The sequence below is a fragment of the Streptomyces sp. NBC_00582 genome (assembly GCF_036345155.1).
Taxonomy (GTDB): domain Bacteria; phylum Actinomycetota; class Actinomycetes; order Streptomycetales; family Streptomycetaceae; genus Streptomyces.
In genome coordinates, this window is the sequence record NZ_CP107772.1 from 9,494,067 (window position 1) to 9,513,665 (window position 19,599).

Below are 19,599 nucleotides of genomic sequence, written 5' to 3' on the forward strand. Positions count from 1 at the left end.
GGGCGATGTTCAGTCCCGAAGGCCCCAGCCTGCGCGAACTCGCCGTCCAGGCCCTGTCGTCCGTCGAGCACGGCTACGACCTCCTCGCGCCCAAGTTCGACCACACGCCCTTCCGTACCCCGGACTCCGTGCTGTCCGCCGTGACCGCCGCCCTCAAGGAGTCCGGCCCCTACGACGACGGCCTCGACCTGTGCTGCGGCACCGGCGCCGGAATGGACGTCCTCACCGCGGTCTGCGGGCGCGGCGTGACCGGGGTCGACTTCAGCGCGGGCATGCTCGCCGAGGCCCGCGCCCGTACGCCGACGGCCGGGCCGCGGGTGTCCTGGGTGCGCGCGGACGCCCGCGCCCTGCCCTTCAGGGCCGCCTTCGACCTCGTCGTCAGCTTCGGCGCGTTCGGGCACTTCCTGCCCCGGGAACTGCCCGGCCTGTTCGCCCAGGTGCACCAGGTGCTGCGGCCCGGCGGCTGCTTCGCCTTCCCCGTGCTCGCCCCGCCGCGCCCCTCGGACCTCGCCTTCTGGATGCTGCTCGGCTTCGACGCCGTGATGCGGGTGCGCAACGCCGTGTGGCGGCCGCCGTTCGTGATGTACTACCGCGCCTTCCGGCTCGGCGAGGTGCGAAGGGAACTGGAGCGCGCCGGGTTCCGGGTGGACCTCCGTGCACTGCCCGAGTTCGGCACGCGCGGTGACGGAAGTCCACGGGTCCGTGTGGTCGAGGCCCGACGGGTCGCCTGACGCCGGGCCGGGGCCGGTCACAAGGCGCTGTACAGGGCGTCGACCAGGGCCATCTTGCGCGGGTCGTCCGAGATCCTCGGCCCCATGCGGTTCATGACGTACCCGAGCGACACCCCGGCCTCCGGATCGGCGAGCCCGCAGGATCCCCCGAAGCCGTCATGGCCGACCGCGCGAGGATTGGGCCCGTAGGAGCCGTCCGGGCCGCTGAGCCACAGCCCCAGCGCGATCTCCGTGTCGTGCCCGAGCCCGGCGCCCAGCACCAGGTCCCGGCAGGGCCCCTGCCCCTCGCGCACCCGCTCCGCCGCCTCGGCGGAGAGTATCCGGCGACCGCCGTGGGAGCCGCGCCCGGCCACGACGCCGTACAGCGCGGCGACCGCGCGGGCCGTGCCGTGGCCGTTCGCCGCCGGGATCTCCGCGGCCCGCCACGCGGGCGAGTTGGCCTCGGTGGCGCCGACCAGCGGATTGGCCAGGGCGGCGATCGCCGCAGGCGCCAACTGGGCGAAGACGGCGGCTTGTTCACTGGCCGGCGCGGCCTGCGGAGGCACCAGCTCGGCGACCCGCCCGGCCTCCTTCTCCGCCAGCCCCACGGTGAAGTCGATCCCGAGCGGCCCGGTCACCTCCCGCTCCAGGAACGCCCCCGGCAGCAGCCCCGACACCCGCCGGACGACCTCCCCGACCAGGAAGCCGTACGTGAACGCGTGATAGCCGGATCGGGTGCCCGGCTCCCACCAGGGCTCCATGGCCGCGAGGCGCGCGGTGGTGGTCTCCCAGTCGTAGAACTGCTCCAGCGTGTGCGGCTCACGCAGTCCCGACAGGCCCGCCCGGTGCGACAGCAGATGGCGCACCAGCACGTTCTCCTTGCCCGCGGCCGCGAACTCGGGCCAGTACGCGGCGACCGGGGCGTCCAGGTCGAGCAGCCCCCGGTCCGCGAGGATGTGCGCGCACAGCGCGGTCGGGCCCTTCGTCGTCGACCAGACGTTGACCAGGGTGTCCCGCTCCCACGCGCGGGTGCGCGCCGGGTCGGCCCAGCCGCCCCACAGGTCCACCACCGTCACGCCGTCGACCGTGACGGCCACCGCGGCGCCCAGTTCGTCCCGGTCCCGGAAGTTCTCCTCGAACGCCGTGCGCACCGCCGTGAAACGCGCGTCGCAGTGGCCGTGAACCTGTGGCACGTGCTCGGACATGGGCCCTCCATGGTACGCCGGAACCCCGGACCGCCACAGCGCGGCCCGGGCATCCTGAACATACCGACTGGTCGGACTGGAGGGAAGGGGTGTGCGGAGGCCTCAGGCGTAGGAGCGCAGCCACCTCATCTTGGCCGCCTCCTGGTAGGGGCCGCCGCCCTCGTGGTCGTTGAAGTCGTACACCTCGATCGCCTTGTCCTCCTGGCCCCAGGCGTTGAACGCGGCGAACACGGTCGACGGCGGGCAGGTCTGGTCCTCCAGCGCCGCCGAGAACAGGGCGGGCGCGGTGCCGCGCGAGGCGAAGTGGACGCCGTCGAAGTAGGAGAGGGTGCGCAGCGCGTCCTGGGTGCGGCCGCGGTGCGTCTTGAGGAACAGGCCGATCTCACGGTACGGGTGACGGTCCGTCAGCGTCGCGGCGCGGGGGAAGTCGCACAGGAACGGCACGTCCGGCGCGACCGCCACCAGGTCCGGTACGAGACCGCCGACCGCGATCGTGATGCCGCCGCCCTGGCTCGCGCCGAGCGCCACGGTCCGGCTCGCGTCGGTCAGCGGGTGCGAGCGGGCCGCCTCCACCGCGCGCACCGCGTCCGTGTACACCCGGCGGTAGTAGTAGTGCTCCGGCGCGTCGATGCCGCGGGTCATGAAGCCGGGGTACGAGGGCGCGCCGCCCACCGGATCGGCGGTGCCCCCGCCGCCGCCCCAGCCGCTGCCCTGCCCCCGGGTGTCCATGATGAAGTGGGCACGGCCGGTCGACGCCCACAGCAGGTTCTCGTGCGGCAGCCCCCGCCCGCCGCCGTACCCGATGAACTCCACCACCAGCGGCAGCGGCCCCTCGGCGGCGGCCGGCACCTTCAGCCACCCCTTCACCGGGTGCCCGCCGTACCCCGCGAACGTCACGTCGTAGACGTCGACCGTGGCCAGGCCCGTCTCGACCCGCTCGAAGCGGGCGTCGAGCTCGTGCTCGCGGGCCTCCTGCAGCGTCTTGGACCAGAAGGCGTCGAAGTCCTGCGGCTCGGCGGACTCGCTGCGGTATTCGTGAAGTTCCTCGACGGACAGGTCGAACAGGGCCATGAAGGACCGCCTTTTGTTAAGAGGCCATACGAATGATCACACCGTACGTGCCCGTCCGGAGGCCTCGCCAGACCTCCTCGGCGCCCTCAGGCGGACCGGCGGCGGGTCCACTCCGGCTCGGTGCGTGCCCACGCGCGGTCCCACTCGTCGAGCCGGTGCCGCATCGCCACCCGGCGGATCACGGTGTGACCGAGCAGCACCAGGGCGGCGGTCCCCCCGGCCGCGCAGGCGCCCATCGTGAGGGTGTGCTGCCACACCGCCGTACCGCTCGCGGGCGGCGGAACGGCCCGGCCCCGCTCGTCGAACCACACGTCCACCAGGTCGCCCCGGTGCGTGCCCTCCGGCACCCGCGCCTCGGCCGTCCGCGGCTTCTCACCCGGCGGGGACCAGCGCACGGTCACCCGGTACGTCCGCTCCCGCACCCCGTCCGCCGAGGGCAGGCCCTGCGGCACCCGTCCGACGACCTCCGCCCGCACCCGGTGGCGCTCGGCCTGCTGCTGGACCGCGACCGTCCGTGCCTCGTCGTGGGCCCAGCGGCCGGCGACCGCACCGGCCAGTGGCACGGCGACCAGCAGCAGCACGGCCACGACCAGCGCCGTCCACGCCTCCACGACGTCCGAGCGGCGGCGCAGCGGGTTCTTCCGCCACCGCCAGCCACGTGTTCGGGTTCGCATGTCGACCTCCTCGCCGTCACGCGAGTGCCCACATCAAAGTCGTACCCCCATTGGAGTGCATCCGCGACCCGGAGCCGGTCGCGGACGCCACCGTCGGGCGGGGTCGCTCAGCCGAACCGTTCGATCCGGATGCGGTCCACCGGCTGGCCGGCGGCCACCAGCAGCCGGGATGCGTGCTCGGCGAAGGCGTTGGACCCGCACACGTACGCCTCCCAGTCACCGGCCGGCCGCTCCTCGAACACCGGCCGCAGATGAGCGGCGCCCAGCCGTCCCACCGGCTCGCCCGCCGGCGCGCGCCGGGTGAAGACGGGCGTGGTCTCCGCGCCGTACTCCCGGGCGTAGATCAGCTCCTCGGGCCCGCGCGCGGACACCAGCAGCCGCAGCGGCACGTCCAGGGCGCGCGCCCGGTGGTGCCGCACCATCGACATCAGCGGCACGACCCCGGAGCCCGCGCCGATCAGCAGGGCGGGCCGGTCGCCGGCCCAGGCGAAGAAGCCGCTGAGCGGACCGCGCACCTCGACCCGGTCACCGGGCCGCGCCACCGTGTGGAACCAGCCCGAGACCTCGCCGCCGTCGACATGGTCCAGGGTCAGCTCGACGTGCCCCTCGTCGTCGGGCGCGGAGGCGATCGAGTAGTGCCGCTGGGCGGTGTAGCCGTCGTCGGCGGTCAGCCGCAGCATCAGGTGCTGGCCCGGCAGATGTCCCGCCCAGGCCGGCACCGCGAACCGGAAGGTCGCCGCGTGCGGGGTCTCACGGCGGATCTCGGTGAGCGTCGCCGTCTGCCACACGGCGGCGGCCCGGTTGCTCACCGCGATCCGGCCCGGCACGGCGAACCGGGTCGGGGGAGTGAAGGAAGGGAAGGAGGGAGAAGCCGAAACGGCGGTCTCAGTCACCGGAGTACCTCTGCTCCTCCCACGGGTTGCCCCGCTCGTGATAGCCGTTCTGCTCCCAGAACCCCGGCTCGTCGTGGTCGAGCAGCCTGAGGCCCGCGATCCACTTGGCGCTCTTCCAGAAGTACAGATGGGGCACCAGCAGCCGTGCCGGGCCCCCGTGTTCCGCGGGAAGCGGTTTGCCGTCGTACTCCCAGACGATCCAGGCCCGCCCGCCCGTGAGGTCGGCGAGCGGCAGGTTTGTGGTGTACCCGGTGTGCGCGTAGGCGACGGCGTGCGTCGCGGACGGGCGCGGAGCCACCGCGTGCAGGAACGCGTCCAGCGACACACCGCCGAACCGCACCCCGAACTTCGACCAGCTCGTCACACAGTGGATGTCACCCTCGTACGCCGACTCCGGCAGCGTGTGCGCCTCGTCCCAGTCCCAGGTCCTCGGCGCCCGGACCAGCCCGTCGATCCGGAAGGTCCAGTCGGCGGGGGAGAGGTCGGGGGTGACCTCGGCGGAGAGCACGGGCCAGTCGTCACCCGCGTCGTACTGGCCCGGCGGAAGACCGGGGTTGTCGACGCGGGCGCGCCCGGCGAAGCCTCGGGTGACGTTCATGCCTCCACCGTACGCTGTCGCCGTGGGTGCTCCGTCCCAGGTCAGGGCGGCCATCATTGCGGCCGTATGAACACTGCGCGGTCCCGGGAATAGCCGCGGCGCGCCGCTCCTTGGCGATCGGTGCCGGGGCCGGTGCTCCGGACGCAGCGCAAGGAGAGTGAGGAAGAAGATGCCCAAGGCGTACGTCTTCACGCGGTACGGCGGTCCGGAGACCGAGGCGTTCGTGGACGTGGACCGGCCGACACCCGGCCCGGGCGAGGTGCTCGTCGCGGTGCGGGCGGCCGGGGTCAACCCCGTCGACTGGAAACTGCGCCAGGGCTACCGGCGTCCCGGCGACACCACCGAGCGGGTGTTCCCCTCGGTGCTGGGCAGCGAGGTGGCGGGCGTGGTCGAGGAGACCGGCGAGGGCGTCACCGGGTTCGCGCCCGGTGACGAGGTGTTCGGCACCGCCGTCGCGGGCGGCTACGCCGAGTTCGCGCTCCTCGCCGCAGGCATCACCGCGCACAAGCCGGCCGCCCTGTCCTTCACCGACGCGGCCACCCTCCCCGTCGCCGCCGCCACCGCCTACGACGGCGTCCACCAGCTCGGCCTGCCGGCCGGGGCGACCCTGCTGGTGACCGGGGCCGGCGGCGGAGTGGGCGTGGCCGCTGCGCAGATCGCCCGCGCCCTCGGCGTACGGGTCGTGGGTGTCGCGAGCGAGGGCAAGAAGGCCTTCCTGGAGTCGCTGGGCGTGGTGCACGTGTCCTCGGGCCCCGGCTGGGACGAGCGCGTCCGGGCCGCCGCCCCCGAGGGGGTCGACGGCGTCTACGACCTCGTCGGAGGCGAGGTGCTCCACGCGGCGGCCGCCCTGGTGAAGGACCGTGCGAAGCTGATCACCGCCGGAGCCCCGGCCGACGAGGTCGGGGAACTGGGCGGCGCCCGGGTCCTGCGGGCCCGCTCCGCCGACGTCCTGCGGGCCGTCGCGGATCTCGTCGTCACCGGCGCCCTCGACCCGCACGTCACCGGCACCTTCCCGCTGGAGCGGGCCGACGAGGCCCTGCGCGAGGTCGAGAGCGGTCACGCGCGCGGCAAGATAGTGATCGAGGTCGCCGGATGAGCGAGCACGTCCTCGACAACCCCGCGCGCGCCTCCCTCACCGGCCCGCACGCGCACTTCGCCGAGCGTCGCGGCCGGGTGCTGCGCTATCCGGTCGACGTCTCGCCCTGGCTGGCCCTGCCGGACGAGCCGGACGCCGACGACTGGGCGGACCTCGCGGCCCTCGCCGGACCCGGCGCGGAGGTGCCGCTGCCGGGCTTTCGCGGTGAGGTCCCCGAGGGCTGGGAGATCACCTTCCGCGTGGAGGGTGTGCAGCTCGTCGACGACGGCGTCGCCGCTGCTCCCGACCCGGAGGCCGTCCGCCTCGGTCCCGCCGACGTCCCGGAGATCCTGGACCTCATCGCCCGCACCCAGCCCGGGCCGTTCGAGCCGCGCACCATCGAGATGGGCACGTACCTCGGCATCCGCCGGGACGGCGCCCTGATCGCCATGGCCGGCGAACGTCTGCACCCGCCGGGCTGGACCGAGATCAGCGCGGTCTGCACCGACCCCGCCCACCGCGGCGAGGGCCTCGCCACCCGGCTGATCCTCGCCGTCGCCCACGGCATCCGCGAACGCGGCGAAACCCCCTTCCTGCACACCGGCGCCGGCAACACGGGCGCCATCCGCCTCTACGAGTCCCTGGGCTTCCGCCTACGCCGCAGAACGGCGTTCCTGGCGGCCCGCATCCCGGAACGCCCGGGCGCCCTGGTGCCGTAACCAACGTCTCGGCCGACGGTCAGGAGCCCCCGCCCGGGGTCCTCCTGACCGGTCGACGCCGCGGAGCAGGACCGTGGGCCGGGGCTTCGGTGGTCGGGTGCACGTCGCCCTCCCCTGGACTCTGGGGGACTTGACCGTCACCCGGTTCGGCTACGGCGCCATGCAACTGGCCGGCCCGTCGCGTCCCTGCGGCAGGTCCCTCCGGCGACCGCGACCGCGTGCGCAAGCCGGCCAACACGTCAACGGTCCGGCGTACGAGAAGTCACCCGGCGGGCGGTGGGCCCCACGTGTTGTACCGGACCAGGTACTCCGCGAACCGCTCCAGGTCCCCCTGCGGCCACCCGGCGAGCCGCTCCCGGAAGGCCGCGCGCCGGCTCTCGGTGACCTGGGCGAGGATGTGGCGCCCCGCGTCGGTGAGGTGGAGGAGCTGGACCCGGTGGTCCTCGGGGTCGACGCGGCGCTCGACCAGCCCCGCCCGCTCCAGGGCGGCGACCTGGCGGCTGACCGTCGACTTGTCCAGGGCGTGGTGCGCGGCCAGGTCCGTGGCCCGGCGGCCGCCGCTCTCCTCCAGATGGCCGAGGAGCGTGTACGACACCAACGACAGCTCGGGATGCAGCCGGCCGGCGGAGGCACGGGCGCGCCGGGCGAAGACCGTCATCTCCCGCTGAATGGTCTCCACGGCCTCGGCTGCTTGCATGGCGGGCTCCCTCGCGCTCTTGGTTGCATACTACAACTCCGGGCGCGAGGGGTGCTAAGGTGATCGACCGGTCGTGGACGTCACGGCCCGCGCGACGCGAGGAGGTGAGACCGATTACCGCCGTTCGATTCCCCGAAAGGTGCTTGTCCTTCCATGTCTCTCTCCTCACCGTCCACTCCGTCCTCCTCCCGTGACGCCGTCGTCGCCGCGCTGCGCGGCGCCGGGTGCGTCTTCGCCGAGGACGAGGCGGAGCTGATCATCTCCACCGCCCGTACGCCCGCCGAACGCGCCGCCATGGTGGCGCGCCGCGTGGCCGGTCACCCGCTCGAACTCGTCGTCGGCTGGGCCGAGTTCCGCGGACTGCGCATCACCGTCGAACCCGGTGTCTTCGTGCCCCGCCGCCGTACCGAGTTCCTCGTCGAGCAGGCGCTCGCGCACGCCCCGCACGCGTCCGTCGTCGTGGACCTGTGCTGCGGCTCGGGCGCGGTCGGCGCGGCCCTCGCCGCGGCCCTCGGCCGGGTCGAGCTGCACGCGGCCGACATAGATCCGGTGGCGGTGCGCTGCGCCCGTGCCAACGTCGCCGCCCACGGCGGTCACGCCCACCGGGGCGACCTGTTCGAGGCGCTCCCCGGTGAGCTGCGGGGCCGGGTCGACATCCTCGCCGCCAACGTGCCGTACGTCCCCACCGACGAGGTCCCGCTGCTGCCGGCGGAGGCCCGTGACCACGAGCCGCGCACCGCCCTCGACGGCGGCGGCGACGGACTGGACGTGCTGCGCAGGGTCGCCGCCGAGGCGCCCGAGTGGCTCGCGCCCGGCGGGATCCTCCTGGTGGAGACCAGCGAGCGGCAGGCCCCCGCCGCCGTCGAGGCCTTCGCCCGTGCCGGTCTGACGGCCCGCCCCGCCGAGGACGAGGAACGGTACGCCCACGTGGTGGTGGGAACCAGGGTCAGGTAGCTGCGCCGCTGCCCGTGGGGCCGGGGGAGCCGTCGCCGTCCCCGCGGTTCCACGGGCCGTGCCCCGGGAAGCCGCCGCGCCGGTCGTCGTCGTCCGGTCCCCGGCCGCGGAAGTCGGTGAGGTCGCCGGAGACGACCCGCGTCGCCGTGTACGTGTCGTCCGAACGGGAGCCGGCGACGACCACCGTGTCGCCCTTCTTCAGCGCGGACGCGCCGGAGCCCGAGTCGCCGTCGGTGCGCACGGTGGCGTCCGAACCGACCGTCCACGTCCACGAGGTGCCGTCCTCGCTCTTCACCGTGACCCGGTCGCCGTCCACCTTCTCCACCGTGCCGCGCTGCCAGACCCTGACGATCCACTTGCCGGTGTCCTGGTCCTTCACGGTCGCCTCGCCGTGTGCCGCGTCGCCGAGGCCGAAACCGAATCCGAACCGGTGGCCGCCGCGGCCGTGTCCGTCGTCGGGGCCCTTCGACGGCGACGAGGCGGACGGGGACGCCGAGGGCGAGCCGTCGGACGAGCCGCCCGAGGTCGCCGCGTAGGCGACCGTGCCCCCGAGGGCCAGCACCGCGACGGTCGTGGCCGCGATCACCGCCCGCCCGCGCACCGACCGGCGCTGCCATCGCGTGCGCAGCGAGCCCGGCTCGCGCTCCTCACCGCCCGGCCCCGAGAGCACCTCGACCTCTTCCGGCTGCTCCTGCTGCTCCTGCATCACGGCTCACCTTCCTCGGCCCGGTCCGCGGGCACGGCTGGCACAGCTGGCAGTCCTCACTGTGATTGTCGGATCGAAGCGGTAAGGAAGCGGTAATAATTGCCTGTGAATCGGGCCGTCGGCGCCGTCGTCCGCGTGGGTCAGTCGCGTGCGCGGGCCACCAGCAGGGCCACGTCGTCGTGGTTGTCGGGGTGGTGCAGCGCGGTCAGCAGGTGGTCGCAGAGTTCCTCCAGCGGCCGCCAGGGATCGTCCAGGAGTGCGAGCAGCGCGTCCAGGCGCTCGTCGAGGGAGTGCAGCCGCGTCTCCACCAGGCCGTCGGTGTAGAGCACGAGCTGGTCGCCGGCCGCGAAGTCGACGTCGGTCGTCGAGAAGGCCACCCCTCCCACGCCCAGCGGCGCGCCCGTGGGCAGGTCGAGCAGCGCCGGGGGCAGCCCGGGACGCACCCGGGCCGGCGGCAGATGCCCGGCGTTGGCGATGCGGCACCGGCCCAGCCGCGGGTCGTGGACGGCGTACACGCAGGTGGCGATGGAGTGGTCCAGGCCCTGGGTGATGCGGTCGAGGTGCTCCAGGAGCACCGCCGGGTCGAGGTCGAGGGAGGCCAGGGTCGTCGTCGCGGTGCGCAGCCGGCCCATGGTGGCGGCAGCGTCGATGCCGCTGCCCATCACATCGCCGACGACGAGCGCGGTCTTGCCGTCCTCGAGCGGGATGACGTCGAACCAGTCGCCGCCGACCTCGGTGGTGGCGCCGGCCGGCTGGTAGCGGGAGGCGACCTCGAGGCCGCCGGTGACCGGCGGATGGCTGGGCAGCAGGCTGCGCTGGAGGGTGAGGGCGGTCGTGCGGGCGTTCTGGTACCAGCGGGCGTTGTCGATCTGCACGGCCGCGCGGGCCGCCAGTTCCCGGGCGAGCAGCAGGTCGTCCCGGCCGAAGGGCAGCGGGTTGTGGATCCGCTTGAGGTCCAGCGCGCCGAGCACCTCGCCGCGCGCGATGAGCGGGACGGCCAGATAGGAGTGGACCCCGGCCCGGGCCAGCAGCCCGGCCGCCTCGGCGGAGGGCGCGATCCGGGCGAGGTCCTCGTCCTCGACGTGTGCCACCACGACCGGCTGCCCGGTGCGGACGCACTCCGTGACCAGCCGGTCGGGCGCGTAACGGACGACCTGCCCGGCGGGGTCGGCGGCCCGCAGCGCGTCCGGTGCGTCGACGGCCCGGACCGCCAGGGAGCGGATCGCGGCCGACTCGGTGGGCCGAAGGCCCGAGTAACGGCCCGCCACCACGTCGGCGAGCAGGTCCACCGAGGCCACGTCGGCCAGCTCCGGCACGGCGACCTCGGCCAGTTCGCGGGCGGTGCGCTCGAGGTCCAGGGTGGTGCCGATCCGGGCCGAGGCGTCGGCGATCACGGCCAGCCGGCGCCGGGCCGCCTCGGCCTCCAGGCCCGCCCGGTACTGGTCGGTGACGTCGATGACGGAGGCCGCCACGCCCAGGACCGTGCCGCGCGAGTCCTCCAGCCGGTACAGCGAGATCGACCAGGCGTGGTCCTCGTCCGGGTCGGCCCGGGTCCGCCCCACCGTGGACCGGTCGACGAGCGGCTCCCCGCTGTGCAGCACCGCCCGCACCGCCGCCTCCAGGGCGTCCGCGTCCACCGAGGCCAGTACCTCACGGATCCGGCGGCCGACGTGGTCCTCGGGAGGCAGGCCGTTCATCCGGGCCAGCGCCGGATTGACGGAGACGAACCGCAGATCGGGATCGACGACGGCCAGGCCGATGGGGGACTGCGCGACCATGCGCGTGGACAGCGCCACGTCCCGCTCCAGCCGCCGTACCGTCGACTGGTCGGCGGCGAGCCCCAGGGCGTAGACGGTGCCCTGGTCGTTGACGAGCCGCATGTTGCGGAACTCCACCATCCGGGTGGAGCCGTCCTTGCGGCGGACGGGGAACGCCCCCGCCCAGCTCTGCCCGGTCGCCATGACGTCGGCGAACAGCTTGACGACCAGGTCGACATGGCGTTCGTGGATCATCACCTGGGCCGCGTACCGGCCCAGCGCCTCTTTCGCCGTGTACCCGAACAGCTCTTCGGCCTGCGGGCTCCACAGCACGATGCGCCCCTTGGTGTCCAGCACCACCGAGGCCACGCTCAGGACGTCCAGCAGTCCGCTGGGCAGGCCCGGGGCGCCGCCCGCGGACGAGGACGATCCCGCTGCCGCACTCATGCCACGCACCGCCTCCGCACCTCGCCGCGGCACGCTGTCCCCCGTGCCGACTCCCCCTCGTTCACCGCGCTCAATCCTTTTCTCCCACGGACCGGGACGCTCTTCTCCATGCTCCTCCAGTACGCGGCCGGACGCCGTTCGCCTCAAGCACGTCTCCCGAGGGGGCCTCGCTGGTCCTGCCCGGAAAGTGGTGCTTTTCTGGGGTTGTGGCGCGGTCCGCGGGGAACCCGCGTCGCCGTGCCACCGCCACGAGAGGAGCGATCACGATGGACCGTGAGCGTCTGCACGAGGAGCCCGTCTCGCTCGAGATCAGCGGATGCAGCAAGGAGGACGCCCGGATCGTGTTCGACGCTCTGTGCGCCTGCTTCGAGTCCGACCGGGGCCCCGACGAGGTGCCGCAGCAGCTCCACGAGACCCGGCCGATGGTGTGGCTCGGCACCTTCGAGGTCACCGACGCCCACGAGTGCGCCCCGCCCGCCCGGCTGTCCGCCTCGGTCGAGGCCGACGCGCAGGGCGGTTACTGGGCCATCGAGCGGCTGCGCTCCACCCTCGACTCCCTGTTCAGCGTGCGCGACCTGACCTCGGCCTCCGGGGACCAGGAGCGGGAGCTGCACGTCCTCCTCGAAAGCAGGTGAGGTACGGCACATCGCGGTGAAGCTGTTTTGCAACTAGTTGCATAAACCGTGCGCGGTCCTCTAGAACTGGAGGCGAACACCGCCGCGCACGGAGGCCTGCCATGAGCCGTTACCCCCATCTGCTGAGCCCGCTCGACCTGGGCTTCACCACGCTGCCCAACCGCGTCCTGATGGGCTCGATGCACGTCGGCCTGGAGGAGGCCGAGCGCGGCTTCGAGCGCATGGCGGAGTTCTACGCCGCCCGCGCCCGCGGGGGAGTGGGTCTGATCGTCACCGGCGGCATCGCCCCCAACGACGAGGGGCGCCCGTACGAGGGCGGCGCCAAGCTCACCACCGACGAGGAGGCGGAGCAGCACCGCACCATCACACAGGCGGTGCACCGCGAGGGCGGCCGGATCGCGCTGCAGATCCTGCACTTCGGCCGCTACGCCTACCACCGCGACCTGGTCGCCCCGAGCCCGTTGCAGGCCCCCATCAGCCCCTTCCCGCCCCGTGAGCTCACCGACGCCGAGGTCGAGCGCACGATCGACGACTACGCCCGCACCGCCCGCCTCGCGCGGCAGGCCGGCTACGACGGCGTCGAGATCATGGGCTCCGAGGGCTACCTCATCAACGAGTTCATCGCCGCCCCGACCAACCACCGCACCGACCGCTGGGGCGGTTCGTACGAGAACCGCATGCGCTTCCCCGTCGAGATCGTGCGCCGCGTGCGCGAGGCGGTGGGCGAGGACTTCATCGTCGTCTACCGGCTGTCCATGCTCGACCTGGTGCCCGGCGGCTCCACCCTCGACGAGGTCGTCACCCTCGCCCGGGCCGTCGAGGAGGCCGGTGCGACGATCATCAACACCGGCATCGGCTGGCACGAGGCCCGTATCCCCACCATCGCGACCTCCGTGCCGCGCGGTGCCTACAGCTGGGTGACCAAGAAGCTGATGGGCGCGGTGAACGTCCCGCTCGTCACCACCAACCGCATCAACACCCCGGAGCTCGCCGAGCAGTTGCTCGCCGACGGCTGTGCCGACATGGTCTCCATGGCCCGCCCGATGCTCGCCGACCCCGACTTCGTGAACAAGGCCGCCGCCGGCACCCCGGAGGCGATCAACACCTGCATCGGCTGCAACCAGGCCTGCCTCGACCACACGTTCAGCGGCAAGCTCACCTCCTGCCTGGTCAACCCGCGCGCCTGCCACGAGACCGAACTCGTCCTCTCCCCGACCCGGTTGCGCAAGCGCGTCGCGGTCGTGGGCGCCGGACCGGCCGGTCTCGCCTGCGCGGTGTCGGCGGCCGAACGCGGCCACGACGTCACGCTGTTCGACGCGGCGGGCGAGATCGGCGGCCAGCTCAACGTGGCCCGCAAGGTCCCCGGCAAGCAGGAGTTCGACGAGACGCTGCGCTACTTCCGCCACCAGCTCGACGCGCACGGGGTGGACGTACGCCTCAACACCCCCGTCGCCGCAGACGACTTGGCCGGCTACGACGAGGTCGTCGTCGCCACCGGCGTCACCCCGCGCACCCCCGACATCCCGGGCGTCGACCACCCGAGCGTCGTCGGCTACCTCGACGTCCTGCAGGGCGGCGCCGCCGTCGGCGACCGGGTCGCGATCCTCGGCGCGGGCGGCATCGGCTTCGACGTCGCCGAGTTCCTCACCGACGGCGGCGACGGGGCGAGCGAGGACCCGGCGGTCTACTTCCGCCAGTGGGGTGTCGACACGGACTACACGGGACCCGGCGGACTCGCCGCCCCCGAGCGGCCCGCGCCGCCGCGCACGGTCCACCTCCTGCAGCGCAGGACGACCAAGGTCGGCGCCGGCCTCGGCAAGACCACCGGCTGGATCCACCGCACCGAACTCAAGCACCGGGGCGTCACGATGGTCCCCGGCGTGCGCTACGACCGTATCGACGACGCCGGACTGCACATCACCGTCGGTGAGGAGAGCACGCTCCTCGAGGTCGACACCGTCGTGCTGTGCACCGGCCAGGAACCGCGCCGCGACCTCTACGACGCCCTGCTCGCCGCCGGCACGAAGGCCCACCTCGTCGGGGGCGCCGACGTGGCCGCGGAACTCGACGCCAAGCGCGCGATCAAGCAGGGGACCGAGGTCGCGGCCGCCCTGTGACGGCCTCCCTAGGATGACCCCATGTCACTCCCGCACGCGATCCTCACCGCCCTGCTCGAGAAGCCGTCGTCGGGGCTGGATCTGACCCGCCGGTTCGACAGGTCGATCGGGTACTTCTGGTCGGCGACGCACCAGCAGATCTATCGCGAACTGGGAAAACTGGAAGCCGAGGGGCACATCCGGGCCCTGCCCGCCGCACAGCCGGCCCGTGGACAGAAGAAGGCCTACGAGGTCCTGCCCGCGGGCCGCGCCGAACTGGCGCGCTGGACGGCCGCGTCCCAGGACCCCAAGCCGCACCGTGACGCGCTGCTGCTCAGGCTGCGCGCCGCGGCCGTGGTCGGCACCGCCGGCCTGGACGCCGACCTGCGGCGTCATCGGGAGCTGCACCGGCGGCAGTTGGCCGAGTACGAGGAGATCGAGAAGCGCGACTTCCCGCCCGGCGACCACAGTGCGCAGGCCAGGCTCCAGCACCTGGTCCTGCGCGCGGGCATCGAACTGGAGACGTTCTGGATCCAGTGGCTCACCGAGGCCCTGGAGGGGTTGCCGGAGGGGGACGACGACAGGCCCTAGATGTATTGATCACGAGCGTTGTTGACACTGGCGGGTCTTGAACATGGCGAAGACCTCCGATGTGGTGGAGCTGTCTAAGAACACACCGCACGGAGGTCTTCGTGTCCCACCGTAATGCCCGGCTGACCGTTCACGGCAGGCGGCTGCTCGTCGAGCGTGTCCGTTCGGGCCGCCCCGTCGCGCATGTCGCGGCCGAGATGGGCATCTCACGTGTCACGGCCCACAAGTGGATGCGCCGCTGGCAAGCGGAGGGCGAACAGGGGCTGCACGACCGCCCCAGCCGTCCACTGACGACACCCCACCGCACGGCGGCAGCCGTGGAGGCCCGGGTGTGCCGGCTGCGCCAGGACCGCAAACTCGGCCCCGCCCGCCTCGGCCCCGTCCTGGGACTGCCCGCCTCGACCGTGCACCGCATCCTGGTCCGCCACGGCCTGAACCGGCTTGCCTTCCTCGACCGGCCCACCGGCCAGGTCATCCGCCGCTACGAACGCGACCGACCCGGCGAACTCATCCACGTCGACGTCAAGAAACTCGGCCGCATCCCCGACGGCGGCGGCCACAAGGTCCTGGGCCGCCAGGCCGGCCGCGCCCGCCGCAGCAGCGTGGGCTTCGACTACGTCCACTCAGCCATCGACGACCACAGCCGCCTCGCCTACAGCGAGATCCACCGCGACGAGAAAGTCGCCACCTGCGCCGGCTTCCTCACCCGCGCGGCCGCCTTCTTCCACGCCCACGGCATCACCCGCATCGAACGCGTGCTCACCGACAACGCCTGGGCCTACCGCAAGGGCCTGGCCTGGAAGCAGGTGCTCATCGAGATCGGCGCGACCGGCAAGCTGACTCGCGCCTACCGCCCGCAGACCAACGGCAAGGTCGAACGCTTCAACCGCACCCTGCTCGACGAGTGGGCCTACCTGCGGCCTTTCACCAGCAACGACGAACGCACCGCAGCCCTGGCCGACTTCCTCCACACCTACAACTACCATCGCTGCCACACCGCACTCGGAGGCCAGCCACCCATCACCCGAGTCAACAACCCTGCGGGTCAATACACCTAGAGGCGGTAGGGCTTGGAGCGGCGGCGCAGCAACCAGGCCGCCGCGATGACGCCGACGCCCACGAGCGCCCCGCCGACCCCCATCGTCACCGGACCGGCGTCGCGGGCCGCGCCGCCGAGGCCGCCCATGACACCGCGCGACGGCGAGGCGGACGCCGTCGCGGAGATCGTCGGGGTGGACGGCGCCGACACGATCACGGACTGGGTGCCCGCCGTGGTGCCGTTGGAGCACATCACGACCACGGTGTACGTGCCGGGGGAGACGCCCGACCAGGCGGCGGACTGGCTGACGGTCGTCCCCGACAGCGCCACCTGGCGCCCCTGCGAGAAGCTCGCCTGACCGCTGCCCAGCAGCGCCGCGGTGCCCCAACTGCCGTTGATCTGGGTGCAGGCGCTGGTCACCACGGACACCGTGGAGCCGGTCGTGCTCACGGAGATGCCGGAGACCGCGGCCGCCGGCTGCGCGGACAGGGCGATCGGCAGCACGGCGGCGGCTGCCACGGCCGGTCCTGAGCGGAGAAGAAGACGGTAAGTGCGCATCGGACGTCCTCCGGCGGCACGGTTGGCGGTACATCCCTTGCGCCGCCTAGGGTCGGGTACGCCCGTGCCTCAGGGGCAGCCAACGTGTCCCCGGACCCGCCCGCACCCGGACCGCATCCGGGCAGGTGACGGATTCCTTCGGACGGCCCAGGAGCCGGCCGGGAGGCGGCCGGGTGCCGGTCAGGTGCCGGTCAGGTGCCGGTGGTCACCGTCCGCTCCGCCGAGTACGCCCCCCAGGTCCCGTCCGGCAGCCGCGCCCGCAGCCGCACCCGGTGGGTGACCCCCTGCTCGCGGCCCACGTAGAAGCCGTACGCCGCCCTGCCGCGCGGTGGCGTCCCGCCCCACACCAGCGAGGTGACCGTCGCCCCGTCGAGCTGGATCCCGTACTCGGTGACCACCCCGTCCACGCGCGGCGCCACCCAGGACAGATCGATGTAGTACGCCCCGTCGGCCGCGCGGCGGGTCGTGGCGCGAAAGCCCGTGGGAGCCGTGCCGGTCCCCTCGTCGGCGCCCGGCGCGGTGGTCACGCGCACGGCCGGCCCGGCCGGGGACAGATGGTCGGCGGCGTCGCGCGCCCGGACGGTGAACACATACGCGGTGCCCGGCCGCAGCCCCGTGACGACCGTCGCCGTCTGGCCCCCGCCGACGCTGTGGATCCTCGTACCGCCCTGCTGGATGTCGTACGACACCACCTCGCGGTCGTCCGTCGACGCCGACCAGGACAGCTGGACCGCCCGGCTTCCCACGGCCCGGCCGGTGACCGCGCCCGGGCGGGTCGGGGCGGAGGTGTCCGCCGGGGCCGCCGCCGGTGTCGTCGCCCGCACCCGCCGGCTGGGCGGACCGAGCCGGCCGGCGCCGTCCCGGGCCCGCACGGTGAAGACGTACGAGGTGGCCGGGGCCAGCCGTACGACGTCCAGCATGTGCGCGGAGCCGGACACGTCACCGACCTTCGCCGTGCCCCGGTAGACCTCGTACCCGTCGACCGGCGGATCCGCGAGGACCGCGTTCCACATGACGTGCACGCTGGTCGCGCTCCCCGCCCGCGCCGTCACCCCGCTCGGAGCACCGGGGGCCCGCCCCTCGTCCCCGCCGCCGGGCGCGCACCCGCACGCCATGGCCAGCGCCAGCCCGCAGAGCATCACACGTCGCACGGCTTCGCCTCCCGGCCCGGCGCGGCGGTATTGGTCCGGACCAATATGGCGCGGTGGTCCGGGCTCATCAAGATGGCGAACACATGAAGACGGCCACGCGAGTCCGGGGGTTGCGTGACTACTCGGGAAAGTTACGTATGCTGAACCTCCTCCCGGCGCGAACTCTCCTTGACGGAGGCCTGGTTCGGGCCGATGGCGCGGACCGCTGTCGTCGCTGATCCCGCGCCGGCGCGCGGGCCGGGGGGCCGGGGCCGAGCAGGCACCGGCCCCCCGCCCCCTGTCGGGCCGTCAGAAGCGTGCACCGTACGGCCCCCTCGGAATGGCCTCGGCCGACCGCTCGCCCCAGATTGGGCTGAGTGTCCGTCACCGTCCCACGAGAGGGTTCCGTATCGTGCGCGCCCAGTCGCTGACCCTGGCCGTGGCCGGCCTCGCCCTGCTGGCCCCGACCACCGGCTCCCTCGCCGCCCGGCACGCCCAGGGCAGGCCGGGGGCGCCGGCGATACGGCAGGAGGGCGCCGTCCGCGCGGCCGAGCTGCTGGCCCGTGTACGGGAGTGCGCGCCGGTCTCCCGGGGCCGCTACCGCACCGACGACGGCGTGCCCGCGACCGTCTCGGTCTGCGGTACCCGTGAGGCGGTCTTCTGGACGGCCGACATGGACATCGACTGCGACGGCCGCCCCGGCACCCACTGCAACAGCCGCACCGACGCCCTGTTCTCCGACACCACCGCCTTCACCCAGTCCGACGGCCGCTATCTGAGCGCCGAGACGCTGCCCTACATTGTGGTGCCCGGGGCGAGCGCCCTGTGGAACCACCGTGATCACGGGGTGCGGGGAGGTTCGGTGGCGGCGGTGGTCTACCGGGACCGGGTGCAGTACGCGGTCGTCGGTGACGTGGGACCCTACGACATCATCGGCGAGGCGTCGTACGCCACCGCCCAGGCCCTCGGTATCCGCCCCGATCCCCACGGCGGCGGCGCCCCCTCCGGCGTCACCTACATCGTCTTCAGGAACTCCCTCGTCACCCCGATCGAGAGCCATGCGTCGGCCGTGGAACTGGGGGAGCGTCTGGCCCGCTCGTTCGTCCGGACGACCGACCGCACGGCCGGAGTCCCGGGGGACGGAGCGGCTGCGGAGGACCCGACCGGCCAGGCGGCCGGGGCTGTCACCGAGGAGGACGACCAGGATCCCGCCGAAGCATGGCCGGACGAGGAGGACGAGGGGGACGAGTAGCGGCGCGGGGAGCCGCGGCCGACCGGGGGCCGCCGGTGGCGTCGGACCGCCGACCAGCCGTCGTCGACCGGCAGGACCACACCGTTGATGTTGCTCGCGGCGTCCGAGGCGAGAAACACGACCGCGGCGGCCTGCTCCTCCGCCTCCGCCGGACGGCAGACGCCGGCGACCTGCGCCCGGCGACCCAGGCGGCGATGTTCGACGCGGCCCTGCGAGCCGCCGTGGAGCGGCACGCCTGGCGCACCGCCGACACCGTCACGGATCCGGCGACGGCCCGGCCGAGCCGGCGGAGGCCATGCGCTCGGCCCTCGCCGTCGCCGCGGAGGGGCTGAGGTGAGCAGCGGCGGCCGGTGTGCCGCGGGCCCGCCCCTCGGTCACACCTTCCGGTAGTCGTACGCCTCCGAGGCCGCCGCCACGACCGCGTCCAGGTCGGCTCCCGTCGCCGCCGTGACCACCGCGGCCACCGCGCCCTCGACGAACGGGGCGTCCACCAGGCGGGCGGTCTCCGGGAGTTCGTCACCCTCGGCGAGCAGCGCCTTGACCGTGAGGACGGCGCTGCCCAGGTCCGTGAGGAGGGCGACCCCGGCACCCCGGTCGACGGAGGCGGCCGCGGCGGCCACCAGCTCCGCGCTCGTACCCAGCCCACCGCCCTCGGTGCCGCCGGCCGCGGCGACCGGCACGGCCGCGCCGCCGCCCGCGAGCCCCTTCGCCAGCTCGGCCACGGCGGTGGCCACGGCCGCGCTGTGCGAGACCAGCACGATCCCGACCAGCTTCTCGTCGCTCACCTTCGCC

At 73.6% G+C, this 19,599-nt stretch carries 20 protein-coding genes and 1 pseudogene; 9 read left to right on the plus strand and 12 right to left on the minus strand.

Annotation, left to right across the window (positions count from 1 at the left end):
- Positions 1-5: 5 nt before the first annotated feature.
- Positions 6-731 (plus strand): class I SAM-dependent methyltransferase, encoded by a 726-nt coding sequence (locus OG852_RS42965; protein WP_330350714.1) that lies wholly within the window; start codon positions 6-8, stop codon positions 729-731.
- A 17-nt stretch (positions 732-748) separates the two neighbouring features.
- On the opposite strand, the gene OG852_RS42970 is transcribed toward OG852_RS42965, so the two are convergent.
- The 5 genes from OG852_RS42970 to OG852_RS42990 form a co-directional block, all read right to left on the minus strand.
- The gene (locus OG852_RS42970) at positions 749-1,915 is read right to left on the minus strand and encodes a serine hydrolase domain-containing protein (protein WP_330350715.1); all 1,167 of its coding nucleotides are present in this window, start codon (positions 1,913-1,915) and stop codon (positions 749-751) included.
- 102 nt (positions 1,916-2,017) lie between these two features.
- Positions 2,018-2,986 carry an acetylxylan esterase gene (locus OG852_RS42975; protein ID WP_133913182.1) on the minus strand — a complete coding sequence of 323 codons (969 nt, stop codon included), beginning with the start codon at positions 2,984-2,986 and terminating at the stop codon, positions 2,018-2,020.
- Between the two features lie 86 nt (positions 2,987-3,072).
- Positions 3,073-3,660 carry an Rv1733c family protein gene (locus tag OG852_RS42980; protein WP_330350716.1) on the minus strand — a complete coding sequence of 196 codons (588 nt, stop codon included), beginning with the start codon at positions 3,658-3,660 and terminating at the stop codon, positions 3,073-3,075.
- 107 nt (positions 3,661-3,767) lie between these two features.
- On the minus strand, positions 3,768-4,553 hold the full coding sequence (locus OG852_RS42985; RefSeq protein ID WP_133913184.1) for a ferredoxin reductase: 786 nt from the start codon (positions 4,551-4,553) through the stop codon (positions 3,768-3,770).
- The gene (locus OG852_RS42990; RefSeq protein WP_330350717.1) at positions 4,546-5,151 is read right to left on the minus strand and encodes a sulfite oxidase-like oxidoreductase; all 606 of its coding nucleotides are present in this window, start codon (positions 5,149-5,151) and stop codon (positions 4,546-4,548) included. Before OG852_RS42990 ends, OG852_RS42985 begins: the two co-directional genes overlap by 8 nt.
- Positions 5,152-5,320: 169 nt before the next feature.
- Here OG852_RS42990 and OG852_RS42995 point away from each other — a divergent pair, with 169 nt between their 5' ends.
- Complete coding sequence (locus OG852_RS42995) at positions 5,321-6,247, plus strand: quinone oxidoreductase family protein (protein WP_330350718.1); 927 nt, start codon at positions 5,321-5,323, stop codon at positions 6,245-6,247.
- A complete protein-coding gene (locus OG852_RS43000; protein ID WP_330350719.1) occupies positions 6,244-6,945 on the plus strand; it encodes a GNAT family N-acetyltransferase in 702 nt (233 codons plus the stop codon). Before OG852_RS42995 ends, OG852_RS43000 begins: the two co-directional genes overlap by 4 nt.
- 262 nt (positions 6,946-7,207) lie before the next feature.
- Here the strand turns inward: OG852_RS43000 and OG852_RS43005 are convergent, their stop codons facing one another.
- Complete coding sequence (locus tag OG852_RS43005) at positions 7,208-7,642, minus strand: MarR family winged helix-turn-helix transcriptional regulator (protein ID WP_330350720.1); 435 nt, start codon at positions 7,640-7,642, stop codon at positions 7,208-7,210.
- Positions 7,643-7,795: 153 nt separating this feature from the next.
- Here OG852_RS43005 and OG852_RS43010 point away from each other — a divergent pair, with 153 nt between their 5' ends.
- Positions 7,796-8,596 carry a putative protein N(5)-glutamine methyltransferase gene (locus OG852_RS43010; protein ID WP_133913189.1) on the plus strand — a complete coding sequence of 267 codons (801 nt, stop codon included), beginning with the start codon at positions 7,796-7,798 and terminating at the stop codon, positions 8,594-8,596.
- Here OG852_RS43010 and OG852_RS43015 read toward each other — a convergent pair.
- Both OG852_RS43015 and OG852_RS43020 read right to left on the minus strand, forming a co-directional pair.
- Positions 8,589-9,302 (minus strand): DUF5666 domain-containing protein, encoded by a 714-nt coding sequence (locus OG852_RS43015; protein WP_330350721.1) that lies wholly within the window; start codon positions 9,300-9,302, stop codon positions 8,589-8,591. The genes OG852_RS43010 and OG852_RS43015 overlap by 8 nt on opposite strands.
- A gap of 140 nt (positions 9,303-9,442) precedes the next feature.
- Positions 9,443-11,506, minus strand: coding sequence for a SpoIIE family protein phosphatase (locus tag OG852_RS43020; RefSeq protein WP_330350722.1), 2,064 nt, complete (start codon positions 11,504-11,506; stop codon positions 9,443-9,445).
- A 266-nt stretch (positions 11,507-11,772) separates the two neighbouring features.
- Here OG852_RS43020 and OG852_RS43025 point away from each other — a divergent pair, with 266 nt between their 5' ends.
- The 4 genes from OG852_RS43025 to OG852_RS43040 all read left to right on the plus strand — a co-directional run bounded on the left by OG852_RS43025 (position 11,773) and on the right by OG852_RS43040 (position 15,886).
- Positions 11,773-12,141, plus strand: coding sequence for a hypothetical protein (locus OG852_RS43025; protein WP_133913192.1), 369 nt, complete (start codon positions 11,773-11,775; stop codon positions 12,139-12,141).
- Positions 12,142-12,242: 101 nt separating this feature from the next.
- Positions 12,243-14,258 carry an FAD-dependent oxidoreductase gene (locus OG852_RS43030; RefSeq protein WP_133913193.1) on the plus strand — a complete coding sequence of 672 codons (2,016 nt, stop codon included), beginning with the start codon at positions 12,243-12,245 and terminating at the stop codon, positions 14,256-14,258.
- Positions 14,259-14,279: 21 nt separating this feature from the next.
- A complete protein-coding gene (locus OG852_RS43035) occupies positions 14,280-14,828 on the plus strand; it encodes a PadR family transcriptional regulator (protein ID WP_133913194.1) in 549 nt (182 codons plus the stop codon).
- Positions 14,829-14,929: 101 nt separating this feature from the next.
- Positions 14,930-15,886 (plus strand): IS481 family transposase, encoded by a 957-nt coding sequence (locus OG852_RS43040; RefSeq protein ID WP_330346872.1) that lies wholly within the window; start codon positions 14,930-14,932, stop codon positions 15,884-15,886.
- Here the strand turns inward: OG852_RS43040 and OG852_RS43045 are convergent.
- Positions 15,883-16,425: a hypothetical protein gene (locus tag OG852_RS43045; RefSeq protein ID WP_133913195.1), complete on the minus strand. Its 543-nt coding sequence runs from the start codon at positions 16,423-16,425 to the stop codon at positions 15,883-15,885. The two genes, OG852_RS43040 and OG852_RS43045, sit on opposite strands and share 4 nt — an antisense overlap.
- A gap of 191 nt (positions 16,426-16,616) precedes the next feature.
- Positions 16,617-17,564 (minus strand): fibronectin type III domain-containing protein, encoded by a 948-nt coding sequence (locus tag OG852_RS43050; RefSeq protein WP_330351602.1) that lies wholly within the window; start codon positions 17,562-17,564, stop codon positions 16,617-16,619.
- A 403-nt stretch (positions 17,565-17,967) separates the two neighbouring features.
- Here OG852_RS43050 and OG852_RS43055 point away from each other — a divergent pair, with 403 nt between their 5' ends.
- The gene (locus OG852_RS43055; RefSeq protein WP_133913196.1) at positions 17,968-18,807 is read left to right on the plus strand and encodes a glycoside hydrolase family 75 protein; all 840 of its coding nucleotides are present in this window, start codon (positions 17,968-17,970) and stop codon (positions 18,805-18,807) included.
- Between the two features lie 44 nt (positions 18,808-18,851).
- On the opposite strand, the pseudogene OG852_RS43060 reads toward OG852_RS43055, so the two are convergent.
- Together OG852_RS43060 and OG852_RS43065 are read right to left on the minus strand one after the other, a co-directional pair.
- Positions 18,852-18,962: pseudogene (locus OG852_RS43060) on the minus strand (SDR family oxidoreductase); the annotation flags it as partial.
- A gap of 219 nt (positions 18,963-19,181) precedes the next feature.
- Positions 19,182-19,592, minus strand: a complete 411-nt coding sequence (locus OG852_RS43065) for a PTS fructose transporter subunit IIA (protein WP_133913197.1) — start codon at positions 19,590-19,592, stop codon at positions 19,182-19,184.
- Between the last annotated feature and the right edge of the window lie 7 nt (positions 19,593-19,599).

Coding starts and splice junctions, on each gene's coding strand:
- OG852_RS43010 (WP_133913189.1), top strand. CDS start 7,796: ATGTCTCTCTCCTCACCGTCCACTCCGTCCTCCTCCCGTGACGCCGTC.
- OG852_RS42990 (WP_330350717.1), bottom strand. CDS start 5,151: ATGAACGTCACCCGAGGCTTCGCCGGGCGCGCCCGCGTCGACAACCCC.
- OG852_RS43005 (WP_330350720.1), bottom strand. CDS start 7,642: ATGCAAGCAGCCGAGGCCGTGGAGACCATTCAGCGGGAGATGACGGTC.
- OG852_RS42965 (WP_330350714.1), top strand. CDS start 6: ATGTTCAGTCCCGAAGGCCCCAGCCTGCGCGAACTCGCCGTCCAGGCC.
- OG852_RS43025 (WP_133913192.1), top strand. CDS start 11,773: ATGGACCGTGAGCGTCTGCACGAGGAGCCCGTCTCGCTCGAGATCAGC.
- OG852_RS43045 (WP_133913195.1), bottom strand. CDS start 16,425: ATGCGCACTTACCGTCTTCTTCTCCGCTCAGGACCGGCCGTGGCAGCC.
- OG852_RS42975 (WP_133913182.1), bottom strand. CDS start 2,986: ATGGCCCTGTTCGACCTGTCCGTCGAGGAACTTCACGAATACCGCAGC.
- OG852_RS43035 (WP_133913194.1), top strand. CDS start 14,280: ATGTCACTCCCGCACGCGATCCTCACCGCCCTGCTCGAGAAGCCGTCG.
- OG852_RS43015 (WP_330350721.1), bottom strand. CDS start 9,302: ATGCAGGAGCAGCAGGAGCAGCCGGAAGAGGTCGAGGTGCTCTCGGGG.
- OG852_RS42995 (WP_330350718.1), top strand. CDS start 5,321: ATGCCCAAGGCGTACGTCTTCACGCGGTACGGCGGTCCGGAGACCGAG.
- OG852_RS43000 (WP_330350719.1), top strand. CDS start 6,244: ATGAGCGAGCACGTCCTCGACAACCCCGCGCGCGCCTCCCTCACCGGC.
- OG852_RS43030 (WP_133913193.1), top strand. CDS start 12,243: ATGAGCCGTTACCCCCATCTGCTGAGCCCGCTCGACCTGGGCTTCACC.
- OG852_RS43020 (WP_330350722.1), bottom strand. CDS start 11,506: ATGAGTGCGGCAGCGGGATCGTCCTCGTCCGCGGGCGGCGCCCCGGGC.
- OG852_RS42970 (WP_330350715.1), bottom strand. CDS start 1,915: ATGTCCGAGCACGTGCCACAGGTTCACGGCCACTGCGACGCGCGTTTC.
- OG852_RS42980 (WP_330350716.1), bottom strand. CDS start 3,660: ATGCGAACCCGAACACGTGGCTGGCGGTGGCGGAAGAACCCGCTGCGC.
- OG852_RS43050 (WP_330351602.1), bottom strand. CDS start 17,564: ATGCTCTGCGGGCTGGCGCTGGCCATGGCGTGCGGGTGCGCGCCCGGC.